The sequence below is a fragment of the Blastococcus sp. TF02-09 genome (assembly GCF_003319105.1).
In the GTDB taxonomy this organism is placed as follows: Bacteria; Actinomycetota; Actinomycetes; order Mycobacteriales; family Geodermatophilaceae; genus Blastococcus.
The window spans coordinates 414197-434563 of the sequence record NZ_QOHH01000002.1 but is presented as its reverse complement, the minus strand read 5'-3'; the positions used below and the strand labels follow the sequence as shown (position 1 = coordinate 434563).

Sequence of the window (20367 nt, the reverse complement as noted above, 5' to 3'; positions counted from 1 at the left end):
TCCGGACGACACCGCGGCCACGAGCCGTCCCGATCGGCATGAGCGTGTCCGTCGCGCCTGCGCGGACCCCTCCGGGGCCCACTCGGCGCGACCAGACGGATGAACGCTCAGCGCGGGGTGTCGCCCGGGCGGGCGGCCGGCGGCGGGGTGGACGTCGGAGCGGCGGCGCCCGCCCCCTGCATCGCCTGCTGGCCGGCGTCGTCCTGGTCGGGAACCGCCGACTCCCGGGACTCCTGCAAGGCCTGGAGGCCCGACTTCTCGCCCAGCGTCAGCTGCGGCAGGAACAGGAAGACGAAGAACCCGATCGCGACGACGCAGGCCGCGATGAGCAGGACCAGGTCGATCGTGTCCGAGAAGCCCACCTTGAACGGCTGGGCGAGGAAGTCGGGCAGCTGCTGGATGAACGAGGTGTCGGAGAGGTCGCCCCCGCCCTGCAGCTGCCCGCTCTGCACCGCCTGCTGCACCCGCGGGTCGGTGCTGGCGCCGATGGCGTTCCCGATGTCGCTCGGCAGCCGGGTGAACAGCACGGACAGGAAGGCGGCGGTGCCGATCGTGCCGCCCATCTGGCGGAAGAAGGTGACCGACGACGTCGCCACCCCGATCTCGCGTGGGGAGACGGCGTTCTGCACGGCGAGGATGACCGGCTGGAAGTTGAAGCCCAGGCCCAGGCCCAGCATCAGCATGAACGGCACCATCTGCCACACCGAGGTGTCGGCCTTGACGACCAGCGACAGGGACACCAGCGCGACCACCATCAGCGCGACGCCGACGAGCGGGAACGTCTTGTACCGACCGGTCCGCGAGATCGTGGTGCCGGAGATGATGCCGCCGGCCATGATGCCGACCACCAGCGGCGTCATCTGCAGTCCGGCCACGGTGGGGCTGGAGCCGTGCACGATCTGCAGGTACTGGGGCAGCAGCAGCAATCCGCCGAACATGCCGGCGCCCATGACGACCGAGCCGATCGCGCTCACGGTGACGGTGCGGTTGCCGAGCAGCCGCAGCGGCAGCAGGGCGTCGTCCCGGTAGGCCCGCTCGGCCGCCAGGAACAGCAGGAAGCCGACGGCGCCGATGGCGTAGCAGACCAGCGCCCGGCCGGACGTCCAGCCCCAGGTCCGGCCCTGCTCGGCGACGACGAGCAGCGGCACGAGGAACGTGACCAGCGCCAGGGCGCCGGGCCAGTCGATGCGGTGCTCGCGGCGCTCGTGCGGCAGGTGCAGCACCCGCCAGATGGTCGCGAAGGCGACGACGCCCAGCGGCACGTTGATGTAGAAGATCCAGCGCCAGCCCTCGACGCCCAGCAGCGCGGACTGGCCGGCGAAGAACCCGCCGATCACGGGCCCGAGCACGCTCGAGGAACCGAACACGGCCATGAAGTAGCCCTGGTACCGCGAGCGCTCCCGCGGCGGGACGATGCTGCCGATGATCACGAAGGCCAGCGACATGAGGCCACCGGCGCCGATCCCCTGCACCGCCCGGAACGCGGCCAGCTGGTACATCGACTGGGCCATGCCGCACAGCACCGAGCCGACGACGAAGATGCCGATCGCGAACAGGTAGAACGGCCGCGGGCCGTAGATGTCGGAGAGCTTCCCGTACAGCGGCGTCGCGATCGTCGAGGTGATCAGGAACGCCGTCGTCGCCCAGGCCTGGAGGTCGTAGCCCTGCAGGTCGTCGGCGATCGTGCGGATCGCGGTGGAGACGACGGTCTGGTCGAGCGCCGCCAGGAACATCGCGACCATGAGGCCGACGAGGATCGTGACGATCTGCCGGTGGCTGAACGAGCCGTCGGCCCCGGGCCCTCCGGCGTCGCGGCCCTTCCGGGCGGCTGCGGTGGTCTGGCTCATCGGAGGACTCCTGGTGGGGCTGCGGTGGCCGCGTCGCCCGGCAGGGCGGCGGCGAGGTCGTCGAGGAACCGGCCGAGCAGGCCGGTGAAGGTGGCGAGGTCGTCCTCGGTCCAGTCCGTGGTGACGCGCTCCAGGACGGCGGCGCGGTCACGGCCGAGCTGCTCCAGCGCGGCCAGGCCGGCGTCGGTGACGACCAGCCGGGTGGCCCGGCCGTCGGACTCGTCGGCCACCCGCCGCACCAGGCCCTCATCGACCAGGGCGGCGACGTGCCGGCTGACGGTGGAGGGGTCGGCCTTGAGGTGCTCGGCGAGCGCGCCCTGGCGCAGCGGACCGAGGCGGACGAGCGGGTGGAGCAGCACGAGGGCGGCCCGGTCACGGGTGTCGGAGGCGAAGTGCACCTTGGCCGCGGTGACGAGCCGCAGGAAGCGCGGCAGCTGCTCCGACAACGTCTCCACCGAGGGCCCGCGCGGCGCGGGGACGCGCGGCGAGCGGCCGGCGGGAACGGACACGACAGTCCTTCGGTTGCACAACGGGAACGGATGCAGCGTAGAAGCAGTTGGTAGATGCAAGCAATCAGTTGCACGCTGCACCGATGTGATCCTCACGACGGATGCGGACGACCGGGCCGCCGATGGGATCCTGATGTCCGGTGGCGCGTGGCCGCCGAGTACCCCTGACACCCCGAGAGGAACGCGAGCGCCCGGTGAGTTCTCCGCACGACGATCTCCGCGCGCGCCTCGCGACCCTGACGATCGCCGACGAGCACCGGCTGCGCCGGCGCCTCGACGGCCTCCGCACGACCCGGGACGCCGGCGCGCGGGAGCGGCAGCGCGAGCGGATCGCCGCCGAGGTCGCCGCCGCCGAGCAGCGCATCGCCCGCCGGCGGGCGGCCGGGCCGGTCATCTCCTACCCCGAGGACCTCCCGGTCAGCGCCCGGCGCGACGACATCGCGGCCGCCCTGCGGGACCACCAGGTCGTCGTGGTGGCGGGCGAGACGGGCTCGGGCAAGACGACGCAGCTGCCCAAGATCGCCCTGGAGCTGGGCCGGGGCGTCCGCGGCCGGATCGGGCACACCCAGCCCCGGCGGATCGCGGCCCGCAGCGTGGCCGAGCGCATCGCCGAGGAGCTCGACACCCCGCTCGGCGAGGTCGTCGGCTTCAAGATGCGCTTCACCGACCAGGTGTCGGACTCGACGCTGGTCAAGCTGATGACCGACGGCGTGCTGCTGGCCGAGATCCAGCGCGACCGGCTGCTGCGCCAGTACGACACGATCATCCTGGACGAGGCCCACGAGCGGAGCCTCAACATCGACTTCCTGCTGGGCTACCTCGCGCAGATCCTGCCGCGGCGCCCGGACCTGAAGCTGGTCATCACCTCGGCGACGATCGACGTCGAGCGGGTGGCCGCCCACTTCAGCGGCGCCCCGGTCGTGGAGGTGAGCGGGCGCACCTACCCCGTGGAGGTGCGCTACCGCCCGGTGGTCGACCCCGACGATCCGGAGGCCGACGAGGACCGCGACCAGGTGACCGCGATCCTCGACGCGGTCGACGAGCTCACCGCCGAGGGGCCGGGCGACATCCTGGTGTTCCTCGCCGGTGAGCGGGAGATCCGGGACACCCAGGACGCGCTGGCGGACCGCGAGCTCCGCAACACCGAGGTGGTCCCGCTCTACTCGCGGCTGTCGGCCGCCGACCAGCACAAGGTCTTCGCCCCGCACTCGGGACGGCGGATCGTGCTGGCCACCAACGTCGCCGAGACGTCGCTGACCGTGCCGGGCATCCGCTACGTCATCGACCCGGGCACCGCGCGGATCTCCCGGTACAGCCATCGCACCAAGGTCCAGCGGCTGCCGATCGAGCCGGTCAGCCAGGCCTCGGCGCGGCAGCGGTCGGGCCGGTGCGGGCGGCTGGGACCGGGCATCGCGATCCGGCTCTACACCGAAGCCGACTTCGAGGCCCGGCCGGAGTTCACCGATCCGGAGATCCTGCGCACCAACCTCGCGTCGGTGCTGCTGCAGATGGCCGCGCTGGACCTCGGCGCGGTCGAGGACTTCCCGTTCGTCGACCCGCCGGACCGCCGCGCCGTCGCCGACGGCCTGGCGCTGTTGGAGGAGCTGGGCGCCCTCGACCAGGGCGGGAACCTGACGCCGACCGGCCGGTCGCTGGCGGCGCTGCCCCTGGACCCTCGCATCGCCCGCATGGTGGTCGAGGCGGACCGGCGCGGCGTGCTGGAGGAGGTCCTGGTCATCGCCGCCGGGTTGACCATCCAGGACCCGCGCGAGCGCCCGACCGAGCACCAGCAGGCCGCCGACGAGCTGCACCGCCGGTTCGCCGACGAGAACTCCGACTTCCTGGCCCTGCTCAACCTGTGGCGCTACCTCGGCGAGCAGCAGGAGGCCTTGAGCGGCAACCAGTTCCGCCGCACGGTGAAGCGGGAGTTCCTGCACTACCTCCGCATCCGCGAGTGGCAGGACCTGCACGGCCAGCTCCGCGGGACCGCGCGGCGGCTGGGCATGGACCTGGGCGGGCCGGCGATCGAGCCCGACGAGCGGGGCATCACCGCCTCGCTGCTGTCCGGGCTGCTATCGCACATCGGCATGCAGGCCGAGCCCGCGAAGAACCGGGACGGCAAGCCGGGGCGGCCCGGACGCGAGTACCTGGGCACCCGCAACACCCGCTTCGTGCTGGCACCGGGGACGCCGCTGGCGAAGAAGCCCCCGCGCTGGGTGGTCGCCGCGGAGCTCGTGGAGACCAGCCGGCTGTTCGCCCGCACGGTCGCGCGGATCGACCCGGAGACGGTCGAGAAGCTGGCCGACCACCTGGTCAAGCGCCAGTACTCCGAGCCCCGGTGGGACGCCCGGCGCGGCTCCGTCGTCGCCACCGAGCGGGTCACGCTGTACGGGCTGCCCATCGTCGTCGGCCGGCGGGTGCAGTACGGCTCGATCGACCCGGAGGTCTCCCGCGAGCTGTTCATCCGGCACGCCCTCGTGCAGGGGGAGTGGACGTCGCACCACCGCTTCTGGGCGGACAACCAGCGGGCGATCGAGCAGGTCGCCCAGCTGGAGGAGCGCGCCCGTCGCCGGGACATCGCCGTGGACGACGAGACGCTGTTCGAGCTCTACGACGCCCGCATCCCGGCCGACGTCGTCTCCACCCGGCACTTCGACAAGTGGTGGAAGCAGGCCCGGCACCGGACGCCGGACCTGCTCACCTTCACGCCGGAGATGCTGACCAACGCCGCGGCGGCCGGTCAGATCCGGGTGGAGGACTTCCCCGACGAGGTGCCGCTCTCGCAGGGGCTCACCCTGCCCCTGTCGTACGCGTTCGCCCCCGGCACCCCGCAGGACGGCGTCACCGTCGACGTGCCGCTGGGCGTGCTGGACGCGGTGGCCCAGCGGACGTCGGACACGTCGCTCTCCTTCACCGTGCCCGGGCTGCGCGAGGAGCTGGTCACCGCGCTGCTGCGCACCCTGCCCAAGCAGACCCGCCGGGCGCTGGTGCCCATCCCGGACCGCGTGCGCCAGGTGCTGCTGCAGATCGACCCCGGCGAGCCGCTGCTGCCCGCTCTGGAGCGCGAGCTGCGCCGCGCCGCGGGCGTCGTCGTCCCGCCGGACGCGTGGCAGCCCGGCCAGGTGCCCGACCACCTGCGGGCCACCTTCCGGGTGCTGGACGACCAGCAGCGGCCGCTGGCCACCGGCAAGGACCTCGCCGCGCTCAAGGCGCAGGTGGCGCCGCAGGCGCGGGCCACGCTGGCCGCCGCGGCGGCGTCGGTCGAGCGCAGCCGGATGACCACCTGGGACGTCGGCACGCTGCCGCGGACGGTGGAGGTGCGCCGCGGTGACCACCTGGTCACCGCCTACCCCGCGCTGGTCGACGAGGGTGAGACGGTCGGTGTGCGGGTCGTCCCCACCGAGGTGGAGGCCACCCGGCTGACCTGGCGGGGCGCGCGGCGGCTGCTGGTGCTCGTCGCCGGCTCACCGACCAAGCAGGTGGTGAAGAGCCTGGGCCCGCGCACCCGGCTGGCCCTGCAGTTCAACCCCGACGGGGAGATCCCGGCGCTGGTCGACGACTGCGTCGACGCCGTCGCCACGGAGCTGATCGCCGCCGCCGGAGGCCCGCCGCGCGACCAGGCGGCCTTCGACGCGCTGGTCGCGACGGCGAAGCGGGAGCTGCACCCGCTGACCGTGGACGCCGTGCAGAAGGTGGAGGCGGTGCTGACCCAGGCGCGCGAGGTCGCCGTCGCCATCGGGGCGGCCCCGGCCCGCCGGGTGCCCGAGGCGGCGATCGCCGACCTGCGCCGCCAGATGACCGGCCTGCTGCACCGGGGCTTCGTCGCCGCGGCCGGCCGGCGCCGGCTGCCCGACCTCGTCCGCTACCTGCGGGCCATGGCGTACCGGTTGGAGAAGCTGCCCGCCAACGCCGTCCGCGACGAGCTGTGGACCGCGCAGGTGGCGGCGGTGACCGCCGAGTACGAGCAGCTGCGGGCGCAGGTGCCCTCCACCGGGGCGCCGGACGACCCGGTGGTCCGGGTGCGCTGGATGATCGAGGAGCTGCGTGTAGGGCTCTTCGCGCAGGGCATCGGCACGCCGCGCCCGATCAGCGAGCAGCGCGTCTACAAGGCCATCGACGCGCTGATCTGAGGTCCGCGCCGGTGCTCAGCCGGCCGGGTCGGCACGGTCGGTCCCGTCGGCCTGCTCGGTCTGGTCGGTCTCGCGGAGCAGCGCGGAGATGCGCTGCCGGGTGACGCCGAAGAGGGCGGCGATCCGGTTGATGCTGATCTGCTCAGCCTGCAGCGCCGCCGCCTGCTCGCGGCGCCACCGGTGCCCGGCGGCCGAGAGGGTCGCGAGCACGGTGGAGATGCGCTCGACGATCAGCGGCCGGGCCTCGCTGGTCACCACGTCGACCCACGCCTCGCCGTCCCGCCGGTACCGGCTCAGCGTCTCGGCCCGGGCCCGGGCCTGCCGCAGCTCGTCGACGCAGCGGTCGATCTCGGTGACCAGGTCGGCCAGGGCGCGGTCGGCCGCGTCCTGGGGCGGAGTCGCTCCGGCCTCGGTGGGCATCAGACCTCTTTCACGGCGGACAGGTCGCCCACAATTTACCTGAACAGCCGTTTCGTGCAAGGGCCGTTGCATGCAATGACCATGACACGCAATGGCCCTTGCGTGATCCGGACGATCGTGGTTTGTTGTGCGCAACGCAGTCGGCTGACCCCCGCACCCGGCCGCGACCAGCCGCAGATCGGAAGCCATGTCCAGCCGCAATGCCGTCCTCGATCTCCCTCCGATGCCGCGCAGCGTGCGTACCGCGCGTCGCCTGCTCCTGGAGCTCATGCAGGTCTGGCGCCTCCCGCACGACCCGGAGGACGGCGCGCTGGTCACCGAGCTGGTCTCGAACGTGATCGACCACGTCGAGGGCCGGTCCGAGCTGACGCTGGAGATCTCGGCCGCCGACGACTGGCTGCGCATCGCCGTCGTGGACGGGTCGGCGATCCGGCCGGTCGTGCGGGAACTGTCCATGGACCAGCCGCGTGGCCGGGGCATGCGGATGGTGGAGGAGATCGCCGACCGCTGGGGCGTCGAGGACCACCGCGGCGGCAAGCGCGTGTGGTGCGACCTCCGGCCACCGGGGATGTGACGAGGCGGCTGGTTTGCCGTCGTCCCCGATCGGGGACGGGTCGGGGGCACACGACCGAGAGGAAGGACGGCGATGAGCGAGCCGAACAAGACTTCTGCCGCGGGCGAGGGCATCTCCGACGAGGAGATGATCAAGACCGTCGCCGAGCAGACCGACAGCGCCTCCGAGCACGCCGACGTGGCGGGCAAGGACTGGGACGGCGACCCGTCCCAGGCGCCCGCTCCGACCAGCGAGGCCTGAGCACCCACGCATCCGGTCCCGGCAGCCCCTCAGGGGGTTGCCGGGACCGTTCGCGTTCAGGGGGCGACGAGCATCCCCGCGCCGACGGTGGCGTTGGTCGCCTCGTCCACGAGGATGAACCGCCCGGTCGCGCGGTTGCGGGCGTAGTCGTCCACGAACAGCGGCTGGGTCGTGCGGAGCTTCACCCGGCCGATGTCGTTGAGGCCGAGCTCGGTGGCGTCGGGATCGCGGTGCAGCGAGTTGACGTCGAGCCGGTATGCGACGTCCTTCACCATGCCGCGCACCGAGCGGGTGGTGTGCTTGATCGCCAGGCGCTGGCGCGGGCGCAGCGGCTCGTCGGTCATCCAGCAGACCAGCGCGTCGAGGTCCTGCGTGACCTGCGGGGCGTTCGCCGGCCGGCAGATGAGGTCGCCGCGGGACACGTCGAGGTCGTCGGCCAGCCGCACGGTCACCGACATGGGCGGGAACGCCTCGTCGACCGGCCCGCGCGGGCCGTCGATGCCGGCGATCGTCGTGGTGAGCCCGCTGGGCAGCACCTGCACCTCGTCGCCGGGGCGCAGGACGCCGCTGGCGACGGTGCCGGCGTAGCCGCGGTAGTCGTGGTGGGCGTCGGACTGCGGCCGGATCACGTACTGCACCGGGAATCGGGTGTCGACCAGGTTGCGGTCGCTGGCCACGTGCACGTGCTCGAGGTGGTGCAGCAGCGAGGAGCCCCCGTACCAGGGCGTGTTCTCCGAGCGGGTGACCACGTTGTCGCCGTTGAGCGCCGAGATGGGGACGACGGTCAGGTCCGGGATGTTCAGCTTCGCGGTGAACGCGGTGAACTCCTCGCGGATGGACTCGTAGGCCACCTCCGACCAGTCGACGAGGTCCATCTTGTTGACCGCCACGACCAGGTGCGGCACCCGCAGCAGCGAGGCGAGGAAGGCGTGCCGCCGGCTCTGCTCGAGCATCCCCTTGCGGGCGTCGACGAGCACGATGGCGAGGTCCGCGGTCGAGGCGCCGGTGACCATGTTGCGCGTGTACTGCACGTGCCCGGGGGTGTCGGCGAGGATGAACGTGCGCCGCGGCGTGGAGAAGTACCGGTAGGCGACGTCGATGGTGATGCCCTGCTCGCGCTCGGCGCGCAGGCCGTCGGTGAGCAGCGCGAGGTCGACGTAGTCGCCCTTGCTGGCGCGCTCGACCGCCTCGTACTGGTCCTCGAAGACGGCCTTGCTGTCGTACAGCAGCCGGCCGATCAGCGTGCTCTTGCCGTCGTCGACCGAGCCGGCCGTGGCGATCCGGAGGATGTCCTTGCGGGCGACGGCGATGTCGTGGGCCTGCTCCGCGGCCGCGGAGTGCAGGTCGACGGGCACATCAACGGGGGTCATCGGTCGATCTCCTGGCAGCGGACGGCGGGGCGGCGCACCCTGGGGCGCAGACCCCGGGAGAGGTGCGCATGTTCGTGTTCGCGGTGGCCGCGCCCGCGCTGCTGGTCGTCGTCCTCGGCTACGCCGTGGGCTACGCGGCGGGCGCGTGGGTCAGCGGGCTGTTCGGTCCGTCGTCGCCGGTCGTGGCCGAGCGCGTGGGCTGGACCACCGGGCTGCTGCTGCTCGCCGCCGTGGTCCGCGTCCTGCTGCTGCTCCGGCGCCGCCGCCTCCGGCGTCTGGCGGGCCATCAGAAGTAGCCCTCCTTCTTCCGGTCCTCCATGGCGGCGTCGCTGACCTTGTCGTCACCGCGCGTCGCCCCGCGCTCGGTCATGCGGGTCACCGCGATCTCGGCGATGACCTCCTCGACGGTGGTGGCCTCCGACCGCACGGCGGCGGTGAGGTTGGCGTCGCCGACGGTGCGGTAGCGGACGGTCTCGCGGCGCACCTGCTCGCCGTCGCGCGGCCGGATGAACTCGTTGACCGCGTAGAGCATCCCCTGGCGCTCCACGACCTCGCGCTCCTGCGCCAGGTACAGCGACGGGATCGCGATCTCCTCGCGGAGGATGTACTGCCAGATGTCGAGCTCGGTCCAGTTCGACAGCGGGAAGATGCGGATCGACTCACCGAGGTGGATCCGGCCGTTGTAGAGGTCCCACAGCTCGGGCCGCTGGTTCTTCGGGTCCCACTGGCCGAACTCGTCGCGGAAGGAGAACATCCGCTCCTTGGCCCGCGCCTTGTCCTCGTCCCGCCGGGCGCCGCCGAACAGCGCGGTGAAGCCGTGCTCCTCGACCGCGTCGAGCAGCACCGGCGTCTGTATCCGGTTGCGGGAGCCGTTGGGCTCCTCCTTGACGGTGCCGGCGGCGATGGCGTCGGGCACCGAGGCCACGACCAGCTCCACGCCCAGCTCGGCGACGCGCTTGTCGCGGAACTCCAGGACGTCGGGGAAGTTCAGGCCGGTGTCCACGTGCATCACCGGGAACGGGATGCGGGCCGGGGCGAAGGCCTTGCGGGCCAGCTCCAGCATCACGATGGAGTCCTTGCCGCCGGAGAAGAGCAGCACCGGCCGCTCCAGCTCGGCGACGACCTCGCGGATCACGTGGATGGACTCGGCTTCCAGCGTCTCCAGCTGGCTGAGCCGGTAGTCGGGCGTGGTCACGGGGTGAGAACTCCGGGGTTCGGGGACTGGCACGTCCTGGGCACCAACCCCATCGGAGCGGTGCGGATTCCCCCAGTGTCCGCTATCGCCCCGCGCGGGCCGCAGCCAGGATGGGTCCTGCCAGCTCCGGGCGGCAGACGACCAGGTCCGGCAGGGAGAGCCCGGCTGAGTTGTAGACCAGCGGCGTGCCGTCGATCCGGGACGTCGCCAGGCCGGTGGCGCGGGCGACGGCGACGGGTGCCGCGGAGTCCCACTGGTACATGCCGCCGGAGTGCACGTAGGCGTCGACCTCGCCGCGCACCACGGCCAGCACCTTGTAGCCGGCCGATCCCATCGGCACGAGCTCGCCGCCCAGGGCGGAGGCGACGGCATCGGCCTCCGCCGGCGGGCGGGTGCGGCTGACCGCGATGCGGACCGGTCCGTCCCGGCGCGCGGGCGGGGCCGGCGCGGGGTCGGTGACCAGCACCTGGTCCAGCGCCGGCAGGGCGACGGCGGACGCGCCCAGCTCGCCCCCGGCCCACAGCGCCACGTGCACCGCCCAGTCCGTGCGACCGGCCTCGCCGTACTCGCGGGTGCCGTCGAGGGGGTCGACGATCCACACGCGGTCGGCCGACAGCCGGCGCTCGTCGTCGGCGGCCTCCTCGCTGAGCACGGCGTCCCCCGGGCGCTCGGCGGCCAGGACGGCGCTGATCGCCTCCTGCGCGGCCGCGTCGCCGGCGTCGCCGAGGGCGCGGCCGGTCAGTGCGCCGTCGGCCCGCAGCGCCAGGAGCACGCGGGCGGCAGCTCGGGCGGCGGAGGCGGCGACGGCGACGTCGTCCACGGGGTCAGGCCAGCCGCAGCGCGGTGGCGTCACCGGGACGGCGCGGCGGTGCGGAGTTGCCGCTCGCGTCGGTGATGGCCCCGAAGTAGGCAGCCTGCTTCTCGGGGCGGGGCATCACGAACAGCCCGCGCGCCTCGACGAGGACCGTGTCCGGCTCGGCGGCGCGCGCGATGGTCCCGGTGATGAAGGCCTTCCGGCCCTCGTGCGACTCCACCCGGGCGCGCAGCACCAGCGGCGTCTCCAGCGGCAGGGGCCCGCGGTAGTCCAGCTCGAGGTGGGCGGTCATGCCCCACAGGCCCGCGGCACCGGCGGCGCTGCCCAGCATCTGGTCCATGAACAGCGCGCTCATCCCGCCGTGCACGAAGCTCGGCGGGCCCTCGTAGGCCAGCCCCAGGGTGGCCTCGGCGACGACGCCGTCGCCGTCGGTGCGCACCACGAGCGGCGGCGCCATCGGGTTGGCGATGCCGGTGACGGGGTTGAACACCCGGCGGCCCTCCGACGGGTCGTCCAGGCGGGGCAGCTGCGAGGCGGGGCGCCGGCCGGCGCCGATGCGGGCGGTGGCGGCGCGGACCAGCTCGGCCGCGGCCGCGACGTCACCGGCGGCCGCGGTGGTGACCACCGAGGTCTCGATCAGCTCGCGGAGGGCGTCGCCCAGCTCGGTCGTCGCGGTCAGCAGCTCGGGGTCCGGCGCGGCGCCGCTGTCGTTCGGAGTCACGTCCGAATGGTGACAGGCGGCCTCAGCCGGGCCGGTCGGCGGTCCCGTCCGCGGCGCTGCCGGCCGGTGGCCCGCCGCGGTGCAGCCCGACGGTGAAGGTGGCGCCGCGGCCCGGTGCGGTGTCCAGCGCGATCGTGCCGCCGTGCGCCTGGACCAGCGAGGCGACGATGGCCAGCCCGAGTCCGCTCCCACCCGCCTCGGCGCCCTCGCCGCTGCGGGTGCGCGAGGTGTCGGCCCGGTAGAACCGCTCGAAGGCCCGTGCCGCGTCGGCGGCGTCCATGCCCGGCCCCTCGTCGCTCACCCGCAGCAGCAGCACGTCGCCGTCGCCGTCCTGGCCGATGGAGACGTTGACCCGCGTGCCCGGCGGGGTGTGGGTGAGGGCGTTGGTCACCAGGTTGCCGATCACCTGGCGCAGCCGGCCCTCGTCGCCGATCACGACGGGGACGTCGGTGAGCGACTCGTCCAGGTGCAGGGTGATCGGCCGGTCGGGCTGCACGGCGCGGGCGTCGTGGACGGCGTCACCCGCGAGGGCCGCGAGGTCGACCGGGGTGAGGGAGAGCGGACGGCGCTGGTCGAGCCGGGCGAGCAGGAGGAGGTCCTCCACCAGGACGCCCATCCGGGAGCCCTCGGCCTCGATGCGGGACATCAGCCGCGCGACCTCCTCGTCGGAGCCGACGGCGCCCTGCCGGTAGAGCTCGGCGAACCCGCGGATCGACGTCAGGGGGGTGCGCAGTTCGTGGCTGGCGTCGGCGACGAAGCGGCGCATCTTCTCCTCGGAGCCGCGGGCCTCGGCCTCGGACGCCTGCTGCGCGCGGAACGCGCTCTCGATGCGGGCCAGCATGCCGTTGAGCGCGGTGGACAGCCGGCCCACCTCGGTGCGCTGGTCGCCCTCGGGCACGCGCTGGGAGAGGTCGCCCGCGGCGATCGCCCGGGCGGTGCGCTCGACCTCGGCCAGCGGGCGCAGGCTGTTGCGGACCAGCAGGTACCCCGCGACGCCGAGCAGAGCGAGGACGGCGAGGCCGACGATCACCTCGATGCGCACGAGCCGGCTGATCGCCTTCTCGTCGTCCTCCAGGTCGATGCCGACGACCAGGGTGTAGCCGTCAGGGAGCTGGCCGGTCATGAGCCGCCAGCTCGTCCCGTCCTCGGCGCGGACCGTGACGGCGTCGTGCCGGTAGTTGCCGGCGTCCATGCGCGACGGGTCGACGTCGGGGATGGCGTCCGGGTCCCGGGGACCCTGGAGGTCCACCACCTCGTCCGCGCCGGGGCCGTAGCACCCGTAGTACGCAGCGCGCGGTCCCGGTGACGAGTACCCGCCCTCGCGGCACGCCCGGTACTCCTGCACGCCCACCTGGCTGACCGCCGACCGCAGGGCGTCGTCCTGCTCGTCGGTGAGGTAGTCGCGCAGCAGGGACGTCGTGGCGAACCCGGTCGCGAGCAGGGCCAGGGCGACCAGCGCGACGAGCAGGGCGACGAGGGTGACCCGCAGCGGCACGTGGCCGCTGCGGACCGGGGTCGGAGCGGCTGCGGTCATGCTCCCCGCGGCAGGCGGAGCGTGTAGCCGACCCCCCGGATGGTGTGCAGCAGGCGGGGTTCGGTCGTGTCGATCTTGCGGCGCAGGTAGGAGATGTAGGACTCGACGACGTTCGCCTCGCCGTTGAAGTCGTAGTTCCACACGTGGTCGAGGATCTGCGCCTTCGACAGCACCCGCCCGGCGTTGGCCATCAGGTACCGCAGCAGCTTGAACTCCGTCGGCGACAGGCTGATCAGCGTGCCCGCCTTGATGACCTCGTGGCTCTCCTCGTCCAGCTCGATGTCGGCGAAGGTCAGCCGCGGCGCCTCGGCCGCCTGCTGGGCGCCGGTGGTGCGCCGCAGCACCGCGCGGATGCGGGCGATCACCTCGTCGAGGCTGAACGGCTTGGTCACGTAGTCGTCGCCGCCGAGGGTCAGCCCGGACACCTTGTCCTCGGCCGCGTCCCGCGCGGTCAGGAAGACGACCGGGGTGCGCCGTCCGGACTCCCGCATCCGGCGGACGACGCCGAAGCCGTCGAGCCCGGGCATCATCACGTCCAGCACGAGCAGGTCGGGCCGGAAGGACTCCGCCAGGGCGAGCGCCTGCTGGCCGTCGGCGGCCGTGGCCACCTCGAAGCCCGCGTAGCGCAGGCTCGCCGAGAGCAGCTCGCGGATGTTGGGCTCGTCGTCGACCACGAGCAGTCGCGCCTCGGGTGCGCGGGTCTGCGAACTGCCGGGCACGGATCCTCCGGTGCTGCGCGCGGGTGCCGTCATGACAAGGAGCGTGCCGGTGCCTGCTGAGGTCGTTCTGGACGCTACCTGTGAATCGGCTGGACGGCTGCGCGTCAGCGGAGCTCCGCGAGCAGGCCGCGGACGCGCGCCTCGATCTCGTCGCGGATGGGGCGCACCGCCTCGACCCCTCGGCCGGCGGGGTCGTCCAGCTGCCAGTCCAGGTAGCGCGTGCCGGGGAAGACCGGGCAGGCGTCACCGCAGCCCATGGTGATGACGACGTCGGAGGCCTCGACGGCGTCGGTGGTGAGCACCTTCGGTCGCTGGTCGGAGATGTCGATCCCGACCTCGGCCATGGCCTGGACGGCGGCCGGGTTGACCTGGTCCCCGGGCAGGGACCCGGCGGAGCGGACCTCGACGGCGTACCCGGCCAGGTGCCGCAGCCAGCCCGCGGCCATCTGCGAGCGGCCGGCGTTGTGGACGCAGACGAACAGGACGCTGGGGGTCATCGGGCACTCCGCAGGGTCGCGGGGACGGTGGGATCGCCCGGGAACCAGCGCCGGGCCGCCCGGAGGGAGACGTGCACGAGCGCCACCAGCACGGGCACCTCGATGAGCGGGCCGACGACGCCGGCCAGCGCCTGACCGCTGGTGACGCCGAAGGTGCCGATCGCGACCGCGATGGCCAGCTCGAAGTTGTTGCCCGCGGCGGTGAAGGCGAGCGTCGCGGTCCTGGCGTAGCCGAGGCCCAGCCGCATGCCCAGGAGGAAGGAACCGCCGAACATGAGCGCGAAGTACGCCAGCAGCGGCAGTGCGATGCGGGCGACGTCCCACGGGTTCGACGTGAGGGCGTCGCCCTGCAGCGCGAAGAGCATGACGATCGTGACGAGCAGGCCGTAGAGGGCGACCGGGCCGATGCGGGGCAGGAACGTGCCCTCGTACCAGGCGTGGCCGCGGCGCCGCTCGCCGATGGACCGGGTGAGGCAGCCGGCGACCAGCGGGATGCCGAGGAAGACCAGCACCGACACGACGATCGCGCCGACGCTGAACTCGGCCGACGTCGTGGGCAGACCGAGCCAGCCGGGCAGCACCTGCAGGTAGAACAAGCCCAGCGCGGCGAAGGCGACGATCTGGAAGACCGAGTTGAGGGCCACCAGGACGGCGGCGGCCTCGCGGTCGCCGCAGGAGAGGTCGTTCCAGATCAGGACCATGGCGATGCAGCGCGCCAGCCCGACGATGACCAGGCCGGTCCGGTAATCCCCCTGGTCGGGCAGCAGCGCCCAGGCCAGCGCGAACATCAGCGCCGGACCGACGAGCCAGTTGAGCGCCAGGCTGGCGAGGAGCAGTCGCCGGTCGCCGGTCACGCGGTCGAGTTCGGAGTACCGGACCTTGGCCAGCACCGGGTACATCATCAGCAGCAGCCCGACCGCGATCGGCAGACTCACGTCGCCGATCTCGACGGCGGACAGGGCGTCGTCCAGACCCGGGACCCACCGGCCGAGCGCCAGTCCCAGTGCCATCGCCGCCAGGATCCAGACCGGCAGGAACCTGTCCGGCGTCGACAGCCGCTGCAGGACGGGTGCGTCGGCGGGGACGTCGGAGCGGGCCGTCTCCCGGACGGCGTCGCTCACGCGGGCGCCATGGCGCGCCCGCGCCGCCAGTAGCCGATCGCGTGGTGCTGGGCGCGCCCCAGCCCCCACCGGCCGCGCAGGTCCGCCCGGATGGCGCGGACGGCGGCGGACTCCGCGCCGACCCAGGCGAACACGTCATCGGTGGCCGGCGGCTCGAGAGCGGCCACGGCATCCACCAGCAGCGTTCCCTCGCCCGGGGGCGTGCCGTTCCGGTGCAGCCAGTGCACCGCGATCCCTGGCGGTGCGGCGAGCGGCTGCTCCTCCTCCGGGCCCGCGACCTCGAGGATCGCGACGCCCGTCGTCCCCGGGTCGGCGCCGGCCAGCAGCCGGCTGATGGCCGGCAGCGCGGTCTCGTCACCGGCCAGCAGCAGCCAGCCGGCCGGGCGCTCGGCCAGGGACGCCGCGCCCGCGACGGCGAGCAGCGAGCCGGGAGCGGCGGCAGCGGCCCAGGCGGCGGCCGGGCCGTCGCCGTGCAGCACGAAGTCGATCTCGATCTCCCCGGCCGCGGGGTCCTGGCGGCGTGCGGTGTAGCTGCGCAGCGCGACCCCGTGGCTGCCCTGCGGCCACACGATGCGGCCGTCGCGCTGGATGCGCGGCCAGCTGGGCTCGGCGTCGCCCACCCGCGGCACGAGCAGGTTGACCGTGGGCCCGGCGGCGGCGACGGCGTCCGGGTGCCCGGTGAGCAGTACCCGGCGGACCGAGGGCGTGACGTCGGTGACCGCGGCGACGGTGAGGACGTCGACGGCACGCAGGCCGTCGTCCAGGGGTCCGTCCAGGGGTGGGCCGGCGGGGGAGGACACGCCTGGAGGTTAGTGCGGGGCCGACCCGGCCGTCCCCGGGGGAATGGGGTCGACCGGGCCGGCGATCGCGGACGGCGCGCGTCACGCAGCGTGAGGGGCGATCGGCCTGCCTGCACGCGGCGACGGCGCGTTCTCCGTCGATGACCACGCTAGGTGACCGCGGACGCCGTGACAGCGCCCGCACGGGTGAGCCTGCGTCCCGAACGGGTGATCGAGCGGGCGCGCCGGCGCATGTGTGTCGCAGACCCGCGGCGGGCACGAGCAGCCCAGCACCGTCCACGAACGCGAGGAGCCGGTCATGGCAGACGAGTTCACGAAGGGTGACCACGTCACCTGGAAGAGCCACGGGGGCGAGGCCGAGGGCACCGTCCAACGGAAGATCACCTCGGACACGGAAGCGGCCGGCCGGAAGGTGAAGGCCAGCAAGGACGACCCGCAGTACGAGGTCAAGAGCGAGAAGAGCGGCGGCACCGCGGTGCACAAGCCCTCCGCGCTGCACAAGGACTGATCTCCCCGGCACCGCCGGGGCAACAGACAGGAGACGACGTGACCGAGTCCGATGACGCCTTCGCCGGCGTCAGCGCACGGAGCACGAAGCACAACCCCCGGGTCGACGAGGAGCTCGAGCACGAGATCCAGGGGATGCTCAAGGGGGAGCGGGCCACCCGCTCCGAGGAATGGCGCGAGGTCGAGCCCACCGCCGAGGGGGAGCCGGACCTGACCGCCGACCCGACCGGCACGCTGGTCGGCGGGACGCCGGTGGGCATGGACGCCGGTGCGGTGGCCGCCCGCGCCGAGCTGGCCCGGTGGCTGGACCGCGCGGACTTCCCGAGCACCGGCGCCGGGCTGGTCGAGGCGGCGCGCGACCACCGCGCTCCCGACGCCGTCGCGGCCGAGCTGGAGAGGCTGCCCGAGGGTGACGTCTACGAGCGCATCGGCGACGTCGTCCGCGCGCTGGGCTACCCGACGGAGACCGGCCCCGGCGCCGGCGACTGAGCGCTACTGCCCGTCCCGGGCTTCCTCCTCGGCGATCTCCTCCGCCCCACGGCGGCGGAAGAGGCGAGAGCCCGGGAAGCCCTTCACGACCTGGCGCATGTCCTGGACCGTGTCGACCAGGTCGGCCAGGTTCGGGCCGACGTCCCCGAGGGACTCGAGGACCGGCAGGATGTCCTCGTCCAGGTGCGTGATGAGCTGGGGCAGCCGGTCGATCAGGGTGACCATGGCCTCGACCTCGTGCGGCTCGAGGCTCGCGGCCAGCCGGCGCATCGACGGGGCGAGCGCGGTGAGCACCGGCGTGTAGTCGTCGACGATCGGCTCCACCCGGCCGACCATGCCCTCCGCTCGGCCGACGAGGGCGTCCGCGCGGGACGACGTCCCCTCGACCTCGCCGATGGCGGCGTCGGCCCTGTCGTTGGTCCGCCCGACGGCCTCGATGGCCGCGTCCGCCTTGGTGTTCGTGCTGTCGACGGCCTCGATCGCGGCGTCGGCCTTGTCGTTCGTGCGGCCCACCGCATCGATGGCGGCGTCGGCCTTGTCGTTGGTGCGGTCCACCGCCTCGATCGCCGAATCGGCCTTGTCGTTGGTACGGGCGACCCCCGCGATCAGCGCGTCGGCGCGGTCCACCACGCCGTCGACCCGGGCCAGCAGCGACGACACCTGGTCGAGCAGCTCCTCCACCCGGCCCAGCACCGAGGCGGCCCGCGGGACCAGCGCCAGGGCGTCGGCGACCCCGTCGCGCGCACCGGTGACGGCGGCGACGACGTCGGAGGGGCCGGGGATCGAGGGCAGTCTCACCTCCAGCACGCTACGCACGTCCCCGGTCGCGTACACCTCGGTGGCACCCCATCGGATGGGGCAGCCGGGCCCGCTGCGTTGCGCGCGTCGGGCGGTCGAACCGCCCGGCATCCGTATCGTGGAGGGCTGCCGCCCCCGGGCGGGACCTGAGCCAGACCACGAACAGAGGTGTCGACACCGGTGGGGGACGAGCCGACGGCCGACTACGCGGGTGCCCGCGGCGTTCCCGACGGCTCCCGGCGAGAGCGCGGCGCAGCGGAGCCGCTCACCGTCGAGCAGCTGCTGGCCCGTCCGGGCAGCACCACGGGCGGTCGGCGCGCCGCGCGCCGCCAGGGCGGGCAGCCCTCGGCACCGTTCGCGCCCCCGCCCGGTGTGCGCAACGGGCTGCCGCCGGTGCCGCCGGGCAGCACGACACCGCCGCCTCCGTCCCAGGCCGGGCTGCCGCCCGTGCCCGGCGCCGCCCGCCCCGGCCTCCCCCCGGTCCCCGGAGCGCCCGCCGACTGGCGGCCCGACGCCCGGCCGTCACGGCGCAGCGGCCCGATCCCGCCCCTGCCCGGCACCGTTCCCCCGCCGGTCCGCACCGGCAGCACGCGGGTGCGCCCGCCCCGCCCCGCGCGACGCGAGCTGAGCCCCGGCCGGCGGCGGCTGCTGCGTGCGGGCGTGGCGCTCGCGGCCGTCGCCGGCGTGGTGCTGCTCTACCACCTGGGCCTCTACTTCTACGTCGACCAGAAGATCGGCCGGGTCGACGCGCTGGCCACCGACGGTCCCGAGATCCTCGCCGCCCAGCTGCAGGAGACCTCGGAGACCTACCTCGTCGTCGGCACCGACGTCCCCGGTCAGGAGGGGCCCGCCTCGGTGGCGACCCTGCTGGCGTCCGTGTCGGACGACGGCGAGCGCGCCGCGCTGGTGGGCTTCCCGCCCTCGGCGCTGGTCGACAGCCCGGAGTGCCGCTCGGCCGACGGCGATCTGCGCGCACCCACGACCGAGGCGTTCGCCCGCTCGCTGCTCGACGGCGGCCCCTCCTGCATGGTGCGCGCGGTGCAGCAGCTGTCCGGCGTCCAGGTCGACCACTACCTCGAGGTGGACCTTGCCCGGCTGCCCGACATGGTCGACGCGCTCGGCGGCGTCCCGATGTGCGTCGTGCCCTCGCGGGCGACGGCGGCGGCCGCGGACCCCCCGCCGGCCGGTGCGTCGGAGCTCTCCGGCGAGGCGGCGACCGGCTACCTGCGGCCCGGGGGCGAGGGGAGCGACGCGACCGGCACGGCGGTGGCCGAGCGCACCCAGCGGCTGCTCACCTCCACGCTGCGCGCGGCGATGTCGCGGGACACCCTGCTGGACCCGAGCGCGCTGGCCCGCTTCCTCAGCCGCGCCGCCGACGCCCTGACGGTCGACGAGCAGACGACGCTCGGGGACCTCCGGGCGCTCGCGACCTCCCTCGGCAGCGTCTCCGGGGACGCCGTGGTGCGCACCGCCCTGCCGGTCGCCCAGGTGGGTCACGTCCCGGCCGGCGGGGAGGAGGCCTTCGTGCTGCTCGACGGGGCCGGCACCCGCACCCTGTTCGACGCCGTGATCGACGGCAGCCGCGTCCCGGACGGCTTCGCCACCGAGAGCGACGCGGCGCCGGAGGAGCCCGGGGAGACGCCCCCCGCGGAGGCCGCCGTCGCCCCGGACCCGGGCACCGAGCTCGTGGCGCCGGGCGGGGTGGTCGTCGACGTGCTCAACGGGACCGGCACCCGCGGGCTGGCCGCCACCGTGGCCGACGAGCTGCGGGGTGTGGGCTTCGGCGTGGGGGCGGTCGGCAACGCCGAGGGCACCGTCAGCCAGTCCGTGGTGCGGCACGGGCCGGCCATGGTGGCGCAGGCGCGCACCGTCGCCGCCGCCGTCCCCGGTGCGGTGCTGCAGGGGAGCGACGCGATCGGCGAGACCGTGCAGCTGGTCATCGGCCCCGGCTACGAGTCGGTGGTCCCCGTGCCGCCCCCGGCCCCCGCCCCTGCGCCGGAGCCGGAGGCGGAGGCCGACACGGCAGCGGCCCTCTCGGAGGCGGCCGCCGTCCGCTGCTGAACGGCGCGCTCGACAGCTGGG

20 protein-coding genes are annotated in these 20367 nt (G+C 74.0%); 7 read left to right on the top strand and 13 right to left on the bottom strand.

Translation table 11 applies throughout. The features are described 5' to 3' along the window. Window positions 1–107 precede the first annotated feature (107 nt). Window positions 108–1847, bottom strand: coding sequence for an MDR family MFS transporter (locus DQ239_RS04620; RefSeq protein WP_113833180.1), 1740 nt, complete (start codon window positions 1845–1847; stop codon window positions 108–110). Beyond that, entirely contained in the window at window positions 1844–2356 is a 513-nt protein-coding gene (locus tag DQ239_RS04615) for a MarR family transcriptional regulator (RefSeq protein ID WP_199582625.1), read from the bottom strand. Before DQ239_RS04615 ends, DQ239_RS04620 begins: the two co-directional genes overlap by 4 nt. A gap of 194 nt (window positions 2357–2550) precedes the next feature. On the opposite strand from DQ239_RS04615, the gene hrpA reads away from it, so the two are divergent. Further along, a complete protein-coding gene (hrpA, locus tag DQ239_RS04610) occupies window positions 2551–6486 on the top strand; it encodes an ATP-dependent RNA helicase HrpA (RefSeq protein ID WP_113833178.1) in 3936 nt (1311 codons plus the stop codon). Between the two features lie 15 nt (window positions 6487–6501). Here the strand turns inward: hrpA and DQ239_RS04605 are convergent, their stop codons facing one another. After that, window positions 6502–6906: a hypothetical protein gene (locus DQ239_RS04605; protein WP_113833175.1), complete on the bottom strand. Its 405-nt coding sequence runs from the start codon at window positions 6904–6906 to the stop codon at window positions 6502–6504. 187 nt (window positions 6907–7093) lie between these two features. Here DQ239_RS04605 and DQ239_RS04600 point away from each other — a divergent pair, with 187 nt between their 5' ends. Together DQ239_RS04600 and DQ239_RS20550 are read left to right on the top strand one after the other, a co-directional pair. Then, window positions 7094–7480 (top strand): ATP-binding protein, encoded by a 387-nt coding sequence (locus DQ239_RS04600; protein WP_113833173.1) that lies wholly within the window; start codon window positions 7094–7096, stop codon window positions 7478–7480. A 72-nt stretch (window positions 7481–7552) separates the two neighbouring features. Next, on the top strand, window positions 7553–7720 hold the full coding sequence (locus DQ239_RS20550) for a hypothetical protein (RefSeq protein ID WP_199582622.1): 168 nt from the start codon (window positions 7553–7555) through the stop codon (window positions 7718–7720). A 56-nt stretch (window positions 7721–7776) separates the two neighbouring features. Here the strand turns inward: DQ239_RS20550 and DQ239_RS04595 are convergent, their stop codons facing one another. Continuing rightward, window positions 7777–9090: a GTP-binding protein gene (locus DQ239_RS04595; protein ID WP_233488744.1), complete on the bottom strand. Its 1314-nt coding sequence runs from the start codon at window positions 9088–9090 to the stop codon at window positions 7777–7779. Between the two features lie 68 nt (window positions 9091–9158). Between DQ239_RS04595 and DQ239_RS04590 the strand changes: the two genes are divergently transcribed. Continuing rightward, window positions 9159–9386: a hypothetical protein gene (locus DQ239_RS04590; RefSeq protein WP_199582619.1), complete on the top strand. Its 228-nt coding sequence runs from the start codon at window positions 9159–9161 to the stop codon at window positions 9384–9386. On the opposite strand, the gene cysD is transcribed toward DQ239_RS04590, so the two are convergent. The 8 genes from cysD to DQ239_RS04550 all read right to left on the bottom strand — a co-directional run bounded on the left by cysD (window position 9377) and on the right by DQ239_RS04550 (window position 16491). Beyond that, complete coding sequence (gene cysD / locus DQ239_RS04585) at window positions 9377–10285, bottom strand: sulfate adenylyltransferase subunit CysD (RefSeq protein ID WP_113833169.1); 909 nt, start codon at window positions 10283–10285, stop codon at window positions 9377–9379. The genes DQ239_RS04590 and cysD overlap by 10 nt on opposite strands. Before the next feature lie 82 nt (window positions 10286–10367). Next, window positions 10368–11105 carry a 3'(2'),5'-bisphosphate nucleotidase CysQ gene (locus tag DQ239_RS04580; RefSeq protein WP_113833167.1) on the bottom strand — a complete coding sequence of 246 codons (738 nt, stop codon included), beginning with the start codon at window positions 11103–11105 and terminating at the stop codon, window positions 10368–10370. A 4-nt stretch (window positions 11106–11109) separates the two neighbouring features. After that, window positions 11110–11820 carry a PaaI family thioesterase gene (locus DQ239_RS04575; protein ID WP_113833165.1) on the bottom strand — a complete coding sequence of 237 codons (711 nt, stop codon included), beginning with the start codon at window positions 11818–11820 and terminating at the stop codon, window positions 11110–11112. 22 nt (window positions 11821–11842) lie between these two features. After that, complete coding sequence (locus DQ239_RS04570; protein ID WP_113833162.1) at window positions 11843–13354, bottom strand: HAMP domain-containing sensor histidine kinase; 1512 nt, start codon at window positions 13352–13354, stop codon at window positions 11843–11845. Continuing rightward, window positions 13351–14106, bottom strand: a complete 756-nt coding sequence (locus DQ239_RS04565) for a response regulator transcription factor (RefSeq protein WP_113833160.1) — start codon at window positions 14104–14106, stop codon at window positions 13351–13353. Before DQ239_RS04565 ends, DQ239_RS04570 begins: the two co-directional genes overlap by 4 nt. A 71-nt stretch (window positions 14107–14177) precedes the next feature. After that, the gene (locus DQ239_RS04560; RefSeq protein ID WP_113833158.1) at window positions 14178–14570 is read right to left on the bottom strand and encodes an arsenate reductase ArsC; all 393 of its coding nucleotides are present in this window, start codon (window positions 14568–14570) and stop codon (window positions 14178–14180) included. Continuing rightward, window positions 14567–15691: an ACR3 family arsenite efflux transporter gene (gene arsB / locus DQ239_RS04555; protein WP_113833156.1), complete on the bottom strand. Its 1125-nt coding sequence runs from the start codon at window positions 15689–15691 to the stop codon at window positions 14567–14569. The genes DQ239_RS04560 and arsB overlap by 4 nt, the downstream gene beginning before the upstream one ends. Next, window positions 15688–16491, bottom strand: coding sequence for a siderophore-interacting protein (locus DQ239_RS04550; RefSeq protein WP_233488742.1), 804 nt, complete (start codon window positions 16489–16491; stop codon window positions 15688–15690). Before DQ239_RS04550 ends, arsB begins: the two co-directional genes overlap by 4 nt. A gap of 298 nt (window positions 16492–16789) precedes the next feature. On the opposite strand from DQ239_RS04550, the gene DQ239_RS04545 reads away from it, so the two are divergent. Both DQ239_RS04545 and DQ239_RS04540 read left to right on the top strand, forming a co-directional pair. Continuing rightward, on the top strand, window positions 16790–16999 hold the full coding sequence (locus tag DQ239_RS04545) for a DUF2945 domain-containing protein (protein WP_113833322.1): 210 nt from the start codon (window positions 16790–16792) through the stop codon (window positions 16997–16999). A 38-nt stretch (window positions 17000–17037) separates the two neighbouring features. Next, window positions 17038–17487, top strand: a complete 450-nt coding sequence (locus DQ239_RS04540; RefSeq protein WP_113833154.1) for a DUF2795 domain-containing protein — start codon at window positions 17038–17040, stop codon at window positions 17485–17487. Window positions 17488–17490: 3 nt separating this feature from the next. Here DQ239_RS04540 and DQ239_RS04535 read toward each other — a convergent pair whose 3' ends face one another. Beyond that, window positions 17491–18285, bottom strand: a complete 795-nt coding sequence (locus tag DQ239_RS04535; protein WP_113833321.1) for a hypothetical protein — start codon at window positions 18283–18285, stop codon at window positions 17491–17493. Window positions 18286–18465: 180 nt separating this feature from the next. On the opposite strand from DQ239_RS04535, the gene DQ239_RS04530 reads away from it, so the two are divergent. Further along, the gene (locus tag DQ239_RS04530) at window positions 18466–20346 is read left to right on the top strand and encodes an LCP family protein (protein ID WP_113833152.1); all 1881 of its coding nucleotides are present in this window, start codon (window positions 18466–18468) and stop codon (window positions 20344–20346) included. Window positions 20347–20367: the final 21 nt, after the last annotated feature.